The organism is Rhizobium oryziradicis, assembly GCF_001939045.1.
Classification (GTDB): domain Bacteria; phylum Pseudomonadota; class Alphaproteobacteria; order Rhizobiales; family Rhizobiaceae; genus Allorhizobium; species Allorhizobium oryziradicis.
Window position 1 is genome coordinate 19,532 of sequence record NZ_MKIM01000020.1, and the last position, 15,287, is coordinate 34,818.

12 protein-coding genes are annotated in these 15,287 nt (G+C 56.3%); 10 read left to right on the forward strand and 2 right to left on the reverse strand.

The window, feature by feature from the left end:
• Positions 1-162 precede the first annotated feature (162 nt).
• Positions 163-1,257, forward strand: coding sequence for a glycosyltransferase family 4 protein (locus BJF95_RS01975; RefSeq protein ID WP_075637920.1), 1,095 nt, complete (start codon positions 163-165; stop codon positions 1,255-1,257).
• Positions 1,250-1,990, forward strand: a complete 741-nt coding sequence (locus BJF95_RS01980; RefSeq protein WP_075637775.1) for a polysaccharide deacetylase family protein — start codon at positions 1,250-1,252, stop codon at positions 1,988-1,990. Before BJF95_RS01975 ends, BJF95_RS01980 begins: the two co-directional genes overlap by 8 nt.
• Before the next feature lies 1 nt (position 1,991).
• Here BJF95_RS01980 and BJF95_RS01985 read toward each other — a convergent pair whose 3' ends face one another.
• A complete protein-coding gene (locus BJF95_RS01985) occupies positions 1,992-2,984 on the reverse strand; it encodes a glycosyltransferase family 32 protein (protein ID WP_075637776.1) in 993 nt (330 codons plus the stop codon).
• A gap of 211 nt (positions 2,985-3,195) precedes the next feature.
• On the opposite strand from BJF95_RS01985, the gene BJF95_RS01990 reads away from it, so the two are divergent.
• The 8 genes from BJF95_RS01990 (at position 3,196) to BJF95_RS02025 (ending at position 14,224) form a co-directional block, all read left to right on the forward strand.
• A complete protein-coding gene (locus tag BJF95_RS01990; protein ID WP_083638657.1) occupies positions 3,196-4,338 on the forward strand; it encodes a glycosyltransferase family 4 protein in 1,143 nt (380 codons plus the stop codon).
• Between the two features lie 121 nt (positions 4,339-4,459).
• Positions 4,460-6,346, forward strand: coding sequence for an ABC transporter ATP-binding protein (locus tag BJF95_RS01995; protein ID WP_075637778.1), 1,887 nt, complete (start codon positions 4,460-4,462; stop codon positions 6,344-6,346).
• Positions 6,343-8,259: an ABC transporter substrate-binding protein gene (locus tag BJF95_RS02000; RefSeq protein WP_075637779.1), complete on the forward strand. Its 1,917-nt coding sequence runs from the start codon at positions 6,343-6,345 to the stop codon at positions 8,257-8,259. The genes BJF95_RS01995 and BJF95_RS02000 overlap by 4 nt, the downstream gene beginning before the upstream one ends.
• Positions 8,260-9,258 carry an ABC transporter permease gene (locus BJF95_RS02005; RefSeq protein ID WP_075637780.1) on the forward strand — a complete coding sequence of 333 codons (999 nt, stop codon included), beginning with the start codon at positions 8,260-8,262 and terminating at the stop codon, positions 9,256-9,258.
• On the forward strand, positions 9,255-10,430 hold the full coding sequence (locus BJF95_RS02010) for an ABC transporter permease (RefSeq protein WP_139317372.1): 1,176 nt from the start codon (positions 9,255-9,257) through the stop codon (positions 10,428-10,430). The genes BJF95_RS02005 and BJF95_RS02010 overlap by 4 nt, the downstream gene beginning before the upstream one ends.
• A gap of 171 nt (positions 10,431-10,601) precedes the next feature.
• Positions 10,602-11,810, forward strand: a complete 1,209-nt coding sequence (locus BJF95_RS02015; protein WP_075637781.1) for a glycosyltransferase family protein — start codon at positions 10,602-10,604, stop codon at positions 11,808-11,810.
• Positions 11,811-11,816: 6 nt separating this feature from the next.
• Positions 11,817-13,073: a glycosyltransferase family 4 protein gene (locus tag BJF95_RS02020; protein WP_075637922.1), complete on the forward strand. Its 1,257-nt coding sequence runs from the start codon at positions 11,817-11,819 to the stop codon at positions 13,071-13,073.
• Complete coding sequence (locus BJF95_RS02025; protein ID WP_075637782.1) at positions 13,070-14,224, forward strand: glycosyltransferase family protein; 1,155 nt, start codon at positions 13,070-13,072, stop codon at positions 14,222-14,224. The genes BJF95_RS02020 and BJF95_RS02025 overlap by 4 nt, the downstream gene beginning before the upstream one ends.
• On the opposite strand, the gene BJF95_RS02030 is transcribed toward BJF95_RS02025, so the two are convergent.
• A complete protein-coding gene (locus BJF95_RS02030) occupies positions 14,206-15,225 on the reverse strand; it encodes an NAD-dependent epimerase/dehydratase family protein (protein WP_075637923.1) in 1,020 nt (339 codons plus the stop codon). The two genes, BJF95_RS02025 and BJF95_RS02030, sit on opposite strands and share 19 nt — an antisense overlap.
• Positions 15,226-15,287: the final 62 nt, after the last annotated feature.

Consider the following 15,287-nt stretch of genomic DNA (forward strand, 5'->3'; position numbering starts at 1 on the left):
GGATCAAACTCCGTGACACTTTTCGGATGTGCTCCAGTTGTCGTTGCCAAACCCATATGTCAAGGGTGCAGCATGGTGTTGACGGCGGATTGATCCTCTGTGATGCGTTTGAAAAATCATCTGCCCCCTTGCAACCGCCATCAGAGTGCGCACATTGCGCCCATGAAAATAGCTTTTTATGCGCCTTTGAAATCGCCAAACCATCCGGTGCCGTCAGGCGATCGATTGATGGCGCGGTTGTTGCTGCGGGCTTTGATATTGGCAGGGCACGAGGTGGAGATTGCCTCGGAGCTGCGCAGTTTTCACGCATCCCCGGATGTGGTTTTGCCAGATTTGCAGGTGTCAGCGACAGCCGAGGTGACGCGACTGGCGGCCTTGTATCAGGATCAGGGCAGACCCGATATCTGGTTTTGCTACCATCCCTATTACAAAGCCCCCGATCTGATTGGTCCCTTGCTGTGCCAGCAATTTGGCATGGCCTATGTGACGGCCGAGGCGTCCTATTCCCATCGTCGCAATCTGGGTGTCTGGACTGATTTTCAAGCGCAATTGCTGGATCACGTGAAAACGGCGGCTTTGAACCTGTGTTTCACCGCACGTGATTTTCTTGGTCTTGAAGCTGTGGCACCGAATGCGCATCTGGCGCGTCTTGCTCCCTTCATTGATGCGGCACCCTTTGTTTCTTGCGCGCCGCTGCCACAGCCAGGTGTACTTGCCACTGTTGCTATGATGCGCCCCGGCGATAAAATGAGCAGCTATACGGCGCTGGCGCAGGCACTGACCAAACTGGGCGATGGGCCATGGCGTTTGCGTGTGGTGGGCGATGGGCCGTGCAGAGATGAGGTGCAGGCGTTGTTTTCGCATTTTGCACCGGGGCAGATCGAATGGCTGGGTGAGCAGCCGCCTGAGAGGGTTGCCGAGATTTTATCCACCGCATCGCTTTATGTCTGGCCCGGTCATGGCGAAGCCTATGGTCTGGCCTATCTGGAAGCGCAGGCGGCCGGATTGCCGGTGGTGGCCGAAGCGGTGGCGGGCGTGCCCGAGGTGGTGGCTGCAGGCATCACGGGGCTACTCGCGCCGCCGGGCGATGCTGATGCGCTTGCCGCATCTGTTGCTGAGCTGCTGAACAATGGCGCTCTGCGCGGCACAATGGCGGTGGCTGCGCGGGCGCGGGTGAAGATGCATCATGGGTTGGAGGCGGCATCAGAGCGGCTCTCGATCTTGTTGCAGGAGGCATTGGAGAAACATCATGTCTGAAGAGAGATTGAAGCAACGGCTCGATGATCTGGCAAGCCAAGGTCAACAGGTAACATTCTGGCTGCGTGATGATGATGCGGTGGAGCCAACGCCAGCGCTTGAGACGCTGTTGCAATTGACCCGCCGCTATAACATCCCTTTGACGCTTGCGGTGATTCCGCAACACACCGGCGCGGCACTGGTGGACCGATTGGCGCAAGAGCCTGCGCTGTGCGTGACCGTGCATGGCTGGAGCCATGTGAACCACGCCACCCCGCCCGAGAAAAAGCAGGAGCTTGGCTTGCAGCGCCCGGCAGCGGTGGTCCTCGGCGAGCTCAAAGCCGGATTTGACAAGCTGCAAGACCTGTATGGGGCGCATTTCCTGCCTATGCTGGTTCCACCGTGGAACCGGATTGACAAGACATTGGTGCCAGCGCTGTCCGCTCTCGGCTTTTCGGCGCTCTCTGTATTTGGCCGCGAGAAGGTGCCAACGCCGATGCGACTTCTCAACACCCATGTGGATGTGATGGATTGGCGCGGCACCGGCGGCGGGCGCGATGCGGACGTGCTATTTGCCGAGGTTGCAGATTGGCTGGCACCCGATGCCGAACCGCTGAAAGCGCTGGGTCTGTTGACCCACCACCTTGTGCATGATGCTGCGGTGTGGCGTTTTCTGGAGCGCTTGTTTCAACTGACGCACGATCACCCTTCATGCCGCTGGATGTCAGCAGGGGATATTCTCTCGAACGACTGATTTACCAGGACTTCCACCCGATCAGCAGGCCGCCATCCTCTTGCTGTGCGGTGGCTCGTGCGGCGTCCACGGCTGAAAACGGTGCTTTTCGAGGCAGATTTGCTGCCACAAACTGTGCATCCGGCACGCTAAAACTGGTGCCACGAAACACCACGGTCAGCAACACGGGTCCGGTTGACCACCATGCCGGCGCATCCGGCAAAGCCGCCATGGCTTTTGGCATGGCCTCGATGATGCGGGTAAACACCGGCTGTCCGGGCGGGCTGGCCAGCAGCGAATTGGTCAAAAGCAGGCTGCCCAGACCCAATTGGCGCGGCGTGTCTTCTGCCAATGCGGTGAGGCCGGTCAAGGGCAGGCAATCGGCAAAGCTGATATCATCGCGGGCCGGATACCAATCGCAATCGAGATAGATGCCGCCAAAGCGTTCTAAAATCAGATAGCGGGCCACATCCACAGCGCCCGGATAATCGCCGCGCGCCAGCATATCTTGAAAACTCGGATGCTGGTCCAGCCCTTCTGCCTTTAAATCGGCCTCTCGCCAAAGGCGATAGGTCAAGCCATGGTGGGCGCAGTGGTCGGCCCAGGCCTGTGTTGCCGGTGGCAGAGCCAGATCGCCCAGCCAGATTTGATGCAACACACGCGGCACGGGCTGCCGGTTAAGGGCCGCCATGGCCCGGCGCTCAACACTGTCAAACCGGGAAAACGGCAGAAGAACCGACGGTGGCGGTACCAAGCTATATTGCAGAGCGATAACCTTACTGCGGTCTTTTTCAATCTTGGCAAGTTTTAGATAGGCTGCATGCAGCTTGCGCGGCAGACCCAGTGCCGTATGAGGGCCAAGCTCGGCATGAGCCAGCATGGTCTGGTCTGATGCCAGTTGATCAAGCAGCTCATGGGCCTCTTCAAAGGCCCCTTGCTGGGCAAGTGCAATGCTCTGCGCGATCAGCGCGCGGCTCGCTTGTCTTGGGTTGCCGTCTTCTTTTGCGTCACGCATGACCTTCGCCCTGATATTTTGCGCCCAAACCCCGTGCGGTCCTCTATGGCGCACAAAGCGCATTATCGCACGCTATATCTGCTGTATCATGCTTAAAACCGCCTCCGATTTCAGGAATTATACAGCCTGCATCAGCTTCGCTCATGTATTGGCCCTCTATAGGCTGATTCTCACCCTGTGGATTTTGAGGATGTGAAGGGAATTGATCTGAATGCACTTTGTTTTCATGCACCCGACTGGAAACGGCTACACTCCCGCTTCACCTTTGAACAAGCCCATGGGGGGAACGGAATCGGCCGTTGTCTATCTCAGCACGGCGCTTGCGCGTGCGGGTGCCAAGGTCACCTTGCTCAACAATCCGGAGGTTGAGGCCGTCATTGATGGTGTTCATCTGGTGCCGAACGATAAAATAAAGCCGGGCCTGATTGATCGCTGCGATGCGCTTGTGGTGGTGTCCACGGCCGTCGGCAGCCGCATCCGCGCCAGCTTTGGCAACAAGGTGCCACTCTTGCTCTGGTGCCATCTCGATGCGGACCAGCCCTTCATTGGCGGCTTGCGCGAGGAAAAAGAAAGGCAGGCATGGAATGCCTATGTCATGGTCAGCCAATGGCAGGCCTCCAAATTTGTCGGGCATTTTGGTCTGGATGCGGAGCGCACCCATGTGATTGGCAATGCGGTCTCGCCAGCGTTTCTGGATCTTGCCCCCACGCCGGCGTGGTTTGAAACCGGGCAGGCACCCTCGCTGTTTTACGCCAGCACCCCCTATCGCGGGCTGGATATGCTGTTGCAGTGTTTTCCCTCCATTCGCGCGCAGATTCCGGATGTGCGGTTGAAAATTCACTCCTCCATGGGAATTTACGGTGTAGGGCTGGCGGCAGATGGCTTTCGCTATCTTTACGAGTTGGCGCGTGGCCTTGATGGTGTCGATTATATCGGCCCGGTTTCCCAGCCGGAGCTTGCCTTGTCCCTGCAGTCGGCTGCAGCCTTGGCCTATCCAACCTCGTTTGAGGAGACATCCTGCATCACGGTTATGGAGGCGATGGCGGCGGGGGCCGATGTTTTAACCACCAACAAGGGGGCTTTGCCGGAAACCTTGAACGGTTTTGGATATATGCTGAATTCTGACGATCTGAAAAATGAGTTTGGCACCCAGAATATGCTAGCCAACACGTTTATCGAGATGGTCGTTCATTCGCTCACCGAGGCCCGCGAAAATCCCGTTGAGGCGGGCTTGAAGCGAAAAGCGCGGATGGAATTTGTGCGTGAAAACTATCTGTGGGACCGGCGCGCGCAACAGTGGATGGCTCTTGTTGAGCAATTGTCGCGCAAAAAACATGCTGCATCGTGTCGCTAATGCGAAGGCTGTGGCGGGCGTTGCACATCCTGTACAAAATGCAGCGTTTCCGTCATAGACTTCACTGATATGCTAGGTTACGGTGGCCCAAATTCATACGGTGGGGTGGGAAGATAGACGCATGGCAGAATGCGCGGATCTGCTTTATGTGGATAAAATAAATGTGTCGTTTCCTATGCCAGGCGGTCGTATTGAGGCGGTTAAATCCTTCAGTATGCGGGTTCGTCCCGGCAAGGTGACCGCTTTGGTGGGCGAATCCGGTTCGGGCAAGTCTGTGTTGGGGCGCTCGATCATGGGCATAGAAAGCCCGGTGGCAAACGTTAGTGGCCAGGTTTTCTTTCACGACCCCGAGATGGCCAAAACCGTTGATCTTCTGGCGCTGCCCCATGATGGACGACAAATCCGTCATATTCGCGGCAGCCGTATTGGCATGATTTTTCAAGAGCCAATGACCTCTTTTTCGCCGGTTCACACCGTTGGCAATCAGATCGAAGAGGTGCTTACCGTCCACGCGGTTTTATCGCCCAAGGAAAAACGGGCGCGGGTGGAAGAAATGCTCGGGCTGGTCGGGTTTGATAACCCGTCCCGCGTGTTTGACATGTATCCATTTGAGCTGTCGGGCGGCATGCGCCAAAGGGCCATGATTGCCATGGCGCTGATTTGTAAGCCTGCCCTGTTGATTGCCGATGAGCCTACGACCGCGCTGGATGTGACCATTCAAGCACAAATTCTCAAGCTGCTGATGGAGCTTCAGGAAAAGCTGGGCATGGCGATTTTGCTGATTACCCACGACCTTGGCGTGGTGGCAAGTCTGGCCGATGACGTGGTGGTGATCTATCGCGGCGAAGTGATGGAATCCGGGCCGGTTGAGGCGATTTTTCAAAATCCGCAGCATGCCTACACCAAGGGCCTGATGGCGGCCGTGCCGCATTTTGAAATGGACCGGGGCGAGCGGCTCAAGCCTTTGCGCGAAATCAAGGTGGACACAGCGGGCTTGATTGAGCGCTGTTCGACCAAGCAAGCCAAAGGCGACGTGCTGTTATCGGTGCGCAATGTCAGCAAGTCCTTTCAGGTCAAGCGCTCAAACGGTTTCTTCTCCAAGGCGACGGCGGCCACGCTGGCGGTCAATGATGTTTCGTTCGATATCATGCGCGGTGAAACGCTGGGGCTGGTGGGCGAAAGCGGCTGTGGCAAAACCACACTGAGTAAAATTTTGATGCGCGGCGTGACCGCCAATCATGGTGCCGTGACTTTTAATGATGGAGATGGTTCTATCGATGTGCTGAATGCGCAAGGGCAGGCCTTGCAGGCTTTGCGCACCAAGATCCAGATGGTGTTTCAAGACCCGGTCTCGTCTCTGTCTCCACGCATGACCGTGCGCGGCATTGTGGGCGAACCTCTGGAAATTCACGGACGGGGCAATCGTGCCTCGCGGCTGGATGTTGTGCGGCGGCTGATCCACTCGATTGGCCTGCCTGAATCGGCCATGGGCCGTTATCCGCATAGTTTTTCCGGTGGGCAGCGCCAGCGTATCGGCATTGCGCGCGCACTCGCGTTGGGGCCGGATCTGGTGATTTGTGATGAGCCGGTGTCGGCTTTGGATGTGTCGGTACAGGCGCAAATTCTCAATCTGATGAAGGATTTGAAATCGGAACTGGGCCTGACCTACCTGTTCATTTCGCACAATCTGGCTGTGATCAATTATATGGCCGACCGCGTGGCGGTGATGTATGCGGGTCGCATTGTTGAAATTGCGCCGTGCGAAACCATTATGCGAAATCCGGTGCATCCTTATACCAAGAAGCTGTTGGCGGCCGTGCCCATGCCCAATCTTGATCATCCGCTTGACTTCGATCTGATCGGCCAGCCGTCAAAGGCGGCCAAGAAGCTCTGGGCCAGACAGTTTCATGATGATGGCACGCCGGATAATTTGACCCATGTCGATCTGGGTGGTGGCCATCTGGTGCTGGCGCGGCGCAATGTGGATGCAAGGGAGTTACGCGCGTGATTACTCGGCGTCATGCCTTGGCATTGCTGTCAGCAACCTTGCTGGCGCGGCCCACTTTCAGCTTTGCAGCACAGGATGTGGCGCGAGAGCCTTTGAGCCTGAAAGAAGCGGTGGCGGCGGGCAAGCTTCCGCCGATGGCTGAGCGTTTGCCCAAAGTGCCAAGGGTCATTCCGCTGAACACACCCAATCTGGCACCGGGGCGTTATGGCGGCGATGTTCGCATGTTGATTGGTGGTCAGCGCGATATTCGCTACATGCCCATCATCAGCTATAGCCGCCTGATTGGCTATGATCTGCATTTCAATTTCCAGCCCGATCTTCTCGAGCGGTTTGAGGTTGTTGAAGAGCGCATCTTTACCTTCCACTTACGCGAAGGGCATCGCTGGTCGGATGGCAGTCCGTTTACGACGGAAGATTTTCGCTACACCTGGGAAGACATGTTCCATGACAAGGAACTCTATATCGGCGGCATTCCCACCGTGTTCCGGGTGAATGACAAAGAGCCAGTGTTTGAGGTTCTGGATGCGTTGACGGTGCGCTACACCTGGGAAGATCCCAATCCCGATTTTCTGGCAGAACTGGCATCCCCGGTGGCAACACGCCTGATGATGCCAGCAAGCTATCTCAAGACCTATCATCGCAAATATCAAAAGCCGGATAAACTGGCGAAATTGATTGAGAAAAAAGGCGTGCAGGACTGGGTGGCGCTGCACCAGAAAATGTCGCGCACCGTGCGGCCTGAAAATCCCGATCTGCCAACGCTGGATGCGTGGATGAACACCACCAAGCCACCCGCCGGGCAGTTTATTTTTGCACGCAATCCCTACTATCACCGGGTTGATGAAAACGGATTGCAATTGCCCTATCTGGACCGCATGGTTCTGGGCGTTGGTTCCGGTGATCTGGTGGCGGCCAAAACTGGCACGGGTGAGAGCGATCTGCAATTCACCAATCTGGATTTTACCGATTACACCTTTTTGAAAAATGCGGAAAAGCGCTTTCCAATCAAGGTTAATCTGTGGAAGCGCACGCAGGGATCACGCATTGCGCTGATGCCGAACCTGAACTGCAAGGATCCGGTCTGGAATGCGCTGCTGCGCGATGTGCGGGTGCGCCGCGCCATGTCTTTGGGCATCAACCGCGAAGAGATCAACAAGGCGGTGTTTTTTGGCCTGGCCCAGCCCAGTGCCAATACGGTCTTGCCGGAAAGCCCGTTGTTCAAGCCGGAATACCGCGATGCTTATGCAATCTATGACGTTGATCAGGCCAATGCGCTGTTGCAAGAGGCGGGTATGGTGCGCGAAGGCGCGCATGGCATTCGCACGCTCCCCGATGGCAGGCCTGCAACGCTGATCATTGAAACAACCGGCGACAGCGGATTTGATTCGGACGTGCTCGAACTGATCACCGATGAATGGTACAAGATTGGTATACGGGTGTTTGTCCATGTCGCCCATCGCGAGCTATTTCGCCGCCGCATCACCGGCGGTGAAACCGTGATGTCGGTGTGGATGGGCTTGGACAATGGCGTCCCGACGGCGGATATGTCCCCGCGCGAGCTGGCACCGACCAGCGACGAGCAGTTGCAATGGCCGCTTTGGGGCTTGCACACATTGTCGGGCGGTGGTGATGGCCGCCGCGCCGACCTGAAAGAAGCCAAGGCGCTGCTGGATCTGTTTTATGAATGGCGCCGCTCCGACACATTGGAAGAGCGCACCGCCATCTGGCATCAGATGCTGAGCCTCTATACCAGTCAGGTTTTCACCATTGGCATTGTCAATGGCGGTTTGCAGCCGATTGTGCGGGCAAAAAAGCTGCGCAATTTGCCAGACAAGGGGCTCTATGGTTTTGACCCCACTGCCTATCTCGGCATCTATATGCCAGATACCTTCTGGTATGATGAGGATGCATAGATGATACGCTATATTCTCTGGCGCATTGCCGTAATGATCCCCACCTTGTTCATGATCTCGGTTCTGGTCTTCACCATTATCGAACTGCCGCCCGGCGACTATTTTGAAAGCTATATTGAGGAAATGCGGGCGATTGGCGAAAAAGCCGATATGCAGCAGATCGATGAATTGCGGGCACGCTACGGCTTTAATGAATCAGAGCCTGTGCGCTATTTTCATTGGATCACCGGCTTTGTGCAGGGCGATTTCGGCTACTCGTTCGAATATCGCTTGCCAGTATCGGAAGTGGTGGGCGACCGCCTGTGGCTGACCATTCTGGTCTCGGTTGTCACGATTATCATGACATGGCTGATCGCCTTTCCCATCGGCATCTACTCGGCCACCCATCAATACAGCTGGGGCGATTACGGGCTGACCTTTCTGGGCCTGATTGGTATTGCCGTGCCGAATTTCATTCTGGCGCTGGTTTTGATGTATTTTGCCAATATCTGGTTTGGCACCTCCATTGGCCATTTGATGGATCAGCAGTTTTTGGGCCAGCCAATGAGCTGGGCAAAAGCCAAATCCATTCTGGAGCATTTGTGGATTCCGGTGGTGATCATTGGCACCGCTGGCACCGCCGGCATGGTGCGGCGTGTGCGCGCCAATCTGCTGGATGAGTTGAACAAGCAATATGTGATGACAGCCCGCGCCAAGGGCCTTCATCCGTTTAAAGTGCTGATCAAATATCCGCTGCGCCTGTCTTTGAACTTTTTCATCTCCGACATTGGCTCGGTGCTGCCGACCATTATTTCCGGCGCTGAAATTACCGCGGTGGTGTTGTCTTTGGAAACCACCGGCCCCATGCTGATCCGGGCTTTGCAAAATCAGGACATGTATCTGGCAGGTTCATTCCTGATGTTTTTGGCAGTGCTGACGGTGATTGGCGTGCTGGTATCCGATATTGCGCTGGCATTTCTGGATCCACGCATCCGGCTTCAGGGCGGGAGAACGAAATGAGCGAGAGCGGCATGTCATCTCCAGCAGCAAACCATTATGTCTCAACCGCGCCGTTTGATCCTTATGCCGCCGAGCAGGGCGGGGCGGCGGAAGGCTCATCCTTCAATCAGGCTTCGCAGCTGAAATTGACCTGGTGGCGGTTCAAGCGGCATAAGCCCGCGCTTTACGCCGGGGTTTTGCTGCTGCTTGCCTATCTGATGATTGTCATCGTTGAATTTCTGGCTCCTTATAATGTCCACACCCGTGACGTGGACCGCATTTATGCCCCGCCGCAATCGTTGCATCTGTTCCACGATGGTTCCTTTGTTGGTCCCTTCGTCTATGGGCGCATCATGACGCTGGACATGGACACGCTGCGGCGGGTTTATACCGACGACAAGAACAAGGTCGAGAAGCTACGGTTTTTCTGCTCCGGTGATCGCTATCGTTTCTGGGGTCTTGTGGATGCCAACTTCCATCTGGTGTGCCCGGCAGAAGGCGGCAGCCTGTTTGTGCTAGGCACGGACCGGCTCGGCCGCGATGTGTTGTCGCGCATTCTGTATGGTGCCCGCATTTCGCTGACCATCGGCCTGTTGGGGGTAATGACCAGCTTTGTTCTTGGCATTGTGATTGGTGGCCTTGCGGGCTATTGGGGCGGCTGGTTTGATATGATCGTCCAGCGCATTATTGAAGTGCTGCATTCTATCCCCAGCATTCCGCTGTGGCTGGCCATGGCGGCTATCATGCCGGCAGACTGGTCGCCGCTGGTGGTTTATCTCGGCATCACCTTCATTCTCGGTCTGCTGGACTGGACGGGCTTGGCGCGGGCCGTGCGCTCCAAGCTGCTGGCCCTGCGTGAGGAAGATTATGTGCTGGCGGCCCAGATGATGGGGGCTGGCAGCTCGCGCATCATTGGCCGCCATCTTATTCCCGGTTTCATGTCGCATCTGATTGCCAGCGCGACATTGACCATTCCCGGTATGATTCTTGGTGAAACAACCTTGAGTTTTCTGGGCTTGGGGCTGCGACCACCGATTACCAGCTGGGGTGTGCTGTTGACGGAGGCCCGCTCTGTCAACGTGATTGCCCTCTATCCGTGGCTGTTGTTTCCGGTCGTTCCAGTGATTGTGATCATCCTTGCCTTTAATTTTCTGGGGGATGGTCTAAGAGATGCCGCAGATCCATACAAATGATCCGCGTGGCAATCTGGTCGCATCGGGTACGGAACACGGGTTGCTGTACCATGTTTAATCGGCTGTATCGCTTGTCTTTGTCTGCGCTTTTGTCACAGACCCGATACAGTCATAAGGATATGTCGCATTGTCGGGTGCTCTAAACTCCGGTGCTCAGGAGATATTGTTTACATGCTGAAACGCCTTAGCAACGCGCGCATCTTGATGTACAGCCATGACACATTTGGTCTTGGCCATTTACGGCGCTGTCGCACCATTGCCCATTCGCTGGTCGAAGACTATCGCGGGGTACAGGTTCTGATTATTTCGGGAGCAACCATTGCGGGTGCCTTTGATTATCGTGCACGGGTTGATTTTGTCAAGATCCCGAGCGTGATCAAGCTGCACAACGGTGCCTATACCTCGATGGACCAGCATATTGATCTGCACGAAACGTTGAAAATGCGCCAGTCGATCATCCGCCACACAGCGGAGAGCTTTGAGCCGGATATGTTTATCATCGACAAGGAGCCGCTTGGGCTTCGCGGTGAGGTTGAGGACACTTTGGTTTATCTGAAAACCAAGGGCACACGTCTGGTGCTGGGCCTGCGCGATGTGATGGATGCGCCGCATCTGTTGGAAGCCGAGTGGAAGCGCAATGATGTGCTGACCAAGATTGCCAAGCTCTATGATGATGTCTGGGTCTATGGCCCGCCCGATTTTTATGATCCGCTCACCGGCATTGATGTGCCGCAGGCCTTGCGTGACAAGATGCAATTTGTTGGCTTTTTGCAGCGCAATGCGTTGGGCGGAACGCGTTCGGAACATGCGCCGCAAGGCGATTATCTGCTGGTGACCACCGGCGGCGGCGGCGATGGTGCCGAATTGGTGCGAGATGTGATTGCTGCCTATAAGGCTGACCCGACGCTGGATCACAATGCTCTGGTGGTGCTTGGTCCTTACATGCCGGTGGAGATGCGGCAGAAATTCATGGAAGAGGGGGCAAGCCATCCTAAACTCACGATCATTGAGTTTGATAACCGGATGGAAGACCTGATTGTCGGTGCCAAAGCCATTGTTGCGATGGGTGGTTACAACACCTATTGCGAAATTCTGTCCTTTGATAAGCCAGCCTTGATTGTGCCGCGCACCGAGCCTCGGCAGGAACAGTTGATCCGGGCAACACGGGCTTCACAGCTTGGGCTGGTCAGCATGGTTTCGGCGGATGATTCGTCTGACAGCATGGCGTTCGCGCAAGCCATCAAGGATGTGCTCAAGCGCGATCCGCCGTCGGTCAGCGCGCCGGGCATGCATCTTGAAGGCTTGCCAACGATTTCGCGTCTGGTGGCGGAAAATCTGGCAAGCAGCGAAAAAGGCCATCTCTCGGTGGTGCAAGGATAAGTGAACGTGCAGAATCCTGCGAAAATTACTGTCTTGCTCAAGGGTTATCCGCGCTTGTCCGAGACCTTTATTGCCCAAGAATTGCTGGGTTTGGAAAAGGCAGGCTTTGAGCTGGAACTGGTGGCCATGCGCCGCCCGACCGATAAAAAGCGCCACCCGGTGCATGATGAAATCAAAGCACCCGTGCATTATCTGCCCGAATATCTGCATGAAGAACCCCTCCGGGTGTTGAAAGCATTGGGCAAAGCCTGCCGCTTGCCGGGTTTCGGCAAGATGTTGCGCCAGTTTTTCAAGGATCTGCCGCGTGATTTTTCGCGCAATCGCTTTCGGCGTTTGGGGCAGGCCATGGTGCTGGTGGCGGAATGGCCGGGCAAGGCCGAGTGGCTGCACGCCCATTTCATTCACACGCCCGCCTCGGTGGCCTTCTATGCCAGCCTGCTGAGCGGTATGGGCTGGAGTGTTTCGGCCCACGCCAAGGACATCTGGACATCGAAGGATTGGGATCTGGCCGACAAATTGGCCCATGTGGATTGGGCTGTCACCTGCACGCGGGTGGGTTATGAGCAGTTGAGCGCGCTTGCCAAAGATCGGCGGGCTGAAGATCGCAAGGTGGTGCATTTGAGCTATCACGGGCTGGATTTGCAGCGCTTTCCGCATTTTGAGGGTGCGCGTTCCCGCCGCGACGGTTCAGATGTTCATGATCCCGTGCGGATTTTGTCTGTGGGACGCGCGGTAAAGAAAAAAGGCTATGATGTGCTGTTGCACGCCCTTGCCAAGCTTCCGAGTGAGCTGAACTGGGCTTTCACCCATATCGGCGGCGGTGATGAACTGGCAAAGCTGAAGGCCTTGGCCGATCAATTGCACATCGCCGATCGCATCACCTGGAAAGGGGCAATGGACCAGCGCGATGTGCTGACCCATTACCGCGAGAGCGATGTGTTCACGCTCGCCTGTCGCATCACCGCCGATGGCGATCGCGATGGCCTGCCCAATGTGTTGGTGGAGGCGGCAAGTCAGGGCCTGATGGCGGTATCCACCACGGTGTCTGGCATATCCGAGCTGTTTGTGAATGGGGAAAACGGCTTGCTGGTTGCCCCGGATGATCCTGTGGTGCTGGCAGACGCTTTGCAGAACGCCATCCGCAATCCAGATCTGCGCCATCAGTTGGGTGCCGCTGCCGAGCAAAAAGTGCGGCAGGATTTTGATTATCAAAACAGTATCCGCGATTTGACAGTGCTGTTTAACCGGAGCCTTGGCCAATGACGCAGCCTGCACCCAAACGGGTGATGTTCTATGTGCAGCATTTGCTGGGCATTGGCCATCTGGCCCGCGCCAGCCGCATTGCGGGTGCCATGGTGGAGGTCGGTTTTGCGGTAACGCTGGTGACCGGTGGCGCGCCCGTGAAGGGCTTTCCGGGGGAGGGGATTGCCCATGCGCAATTGCCCGCTGTTTTATCGGCCACCGGCTTTTCCGGCTTGGTGGACAGCGATGGTGCGGCCGTGGATGCTGCTTTTGAGCAAAACCGCACCGCCCTTTTGCTGGAAACGTTTGAGAGAATGAAGCCTGATGTCGTGATTGTCGAGGCCTTTCCTTTTGGCCGCAGGCAGGTGCGGTTTGAGCTTTTGCCGCTGCTGGCGGCGATTAAGGCAGCAGAGCACAAGCCTTTGCTGTTCAGCTCGGTGCGCGACATCTTGCAGGAAAACCGAAAGCCCGGACGCGATCAGGAAACCGTTGATCTGGTGCTGGAGCATTTTGATGGTGTTCTGGTGCATGGTGATCCGCATTTTGTGCGGCTGGAGGAAACCTTTCCGCTGGCTGAGACCATTGCCGACAAGATTTATTACACCGGCTTGGTGGCAGCACCTGAGCCCGCTCCCGCACAGGATCCGTTTGATATCGTCGTCTCCGCCGGTGGCGGTGCCGTGGGGGCGGCGCTGATTGAGGCGGCCATGTCGGCCCAGCAGATTTTGGGTGGAGATGACCGCTGGTGCCTGATCACCGGACCCAATCTGCCGCAGGCCGATTATGACCGCTTTGCAGACGTGGCTCCACAGAACGTGACGCTCTACCGCTTCCGGCCTGATTTTCCGGCTCTCTTGCCAAGGGCAAAACTCTCTATTTCGCAGGCGGGTTATAATACGGTTTGTGATCTGTTGCGCGCGCGTTGCCCCGCGCTGTTGGTGCCCTTTGCGGCGGGTGGAGAAACCGAGCAAACCGTGCGGGCGCAAAAACTGCAAGCACTTGGGCTTGCTCATGTCATCTTGGAAGAGGGGCTGAATGGTGCTGCCATGGCCGAGGCCGTGGCACGCGCAAAAGCCCTGCAATTTCCAGAGGATCTCACCGTGTCATTGAACGGGGCGGCAGAGACTGCAAGGCTTGTTGCTGAAAAACTGGATCAAAGAGCCAACGGCTGATAATGCTCGCGATACCATTCCACCGTGGCTTTCACGCCTTGCTCAAGGCTGGTCATCGGCTTTGATCCCGTCAGGGCCACCAGCAGATCAGGGCTTGCAAAGGTGCGCGGCACATCGCCTTGCTGCATGGGCAGCATCACCCGCTTCGTAGGCTGACCCATGATTGCTTCCAGCGTTTCAATGAAATCCATCAGCGCGATGGGCTGGCCGCCGCCGATGTTGATGACGCGAAACGGCGCGTTGTGTGAGAGCGTATCCAGCCCTTCCGGCATGGATACCCGATTGTCTTCCGAGGGCGCAATGGCTGACAGGCGAATGATGCTGTCGACCAGATCGTCAATATAGGTAAAATCCCGGCTCATCTTGCCTTCGCCATAAATCTCAATGGCTTCATCGGCCAGCATCGCCTTGATGAACTTGAACAAGGCCATATCCGGGCGACCCCAGGGACCATAAACGGTAAAGAAGCGAAAGGCAGTGGTCGGCACTTTATAGAGATGGGCGTAGCTGTGGGCCATCAGCTCCATGCCCTTTTTGCTTGCGGCATAAAACGTCATCGGCTCGTCGGCACGGTCCATTTCGCGAAACGGCACTTGTGGGTTGGCACCATAAATCGACGAGGTAGATGCCAGCATCAAATGACCGATTTGCAATTGCCGGGCAATTTCAACAATATTCCACGAGCCAATCAGGTTGGAATCCAGATAGGCCTTGGGATTTTCAAGGCTGTAGCGCACGCCTGCTTGTGCGGCCAGATGGATGATGACATCGGGCTTGGCTGCATCGACCGCCTGTTCCAGTGCCGCCCGATCTTCGAGCATTGCTTGAACGCCGGTGAAATTGGGAAATTGCGCAAGTCCTGCATTGCGGGCTTCTTTCAGGCGCAGATTATAATAGGCGGTCATGCCATCATAGCCTGTCACCGTATGACCCTCCCGAAGAAGACGGCGGGCGAGATGAAAGCCAATGAAACCTGCAGTGCCAGTGATAAAATAGCGCACGATCAAAACCATATTGCTGGGGCGCAAAGCCCGAAATGACAGAATGCCGGGTGCTGCGTGAT

Coding starts and splice junctions, on each gene's coding strand:
- BJF95_RS01975 (WP_075637920.1), top strand. CDS start 163: ATGAAAATAGCTTTTTATGCGCCTTTGAAATCGCCAAACCATCCGGTG.
- BJF95_RS01980 (WP_075637775.1), top strand. CDS start 1,250: ATGTCTGAAGAGAGATTGAAGCAACGGCTCGATGATCTGGCAAGCCAA.
- BJF95_RS01985 (WP_075637776.1), bottom strand. CDS start 2,984: ATGCGTGACGCAAAAGAAGACGGCAACCCAAGACAAGCGAGCCGCGCG.
- BJF95_RS01990 (WP_083638657.1), top strand. CDS start 3,196: ATGCACTTTGTTTTCATGCACCCGACTGGAAACGGCTACACTCCCGCT.
- BJF95_RS01995 (WP_075637778.1), top strand. CDS start 4,460: ATGGCAGAATGCGCGGATCTGCTTTATGTGGATAAAATAAATGTGTCG.
- BJF95_RS02005 (WP_075637780.1), top strand. CDS start 8,260: ATGATACGCTATATTCTCTGGCGCATTGCCGTAATGATCCCCACCTTG.
- BJF95_RS02010 (WP_139317372.1), top strand. CDS start 9,255: ATGAGCGAGAGCGGCATGTCATCTCCAGCAGCAAACCATTATGTCTCA.
- BJF95_RS02015 (WP_075637781.1), top strand. CDS start 10,602: ATGCTGAAACGCCTTAGCAACGCGCGCATCTTGATGTACAGCCATGAC.
- BJF95_RS02025 (WP_075637782.1), top strand. CDS start 13,070: ATGACGCAGCCTGCACCCAAACGGGTGATGTTCTATGTGCAGCATTTG.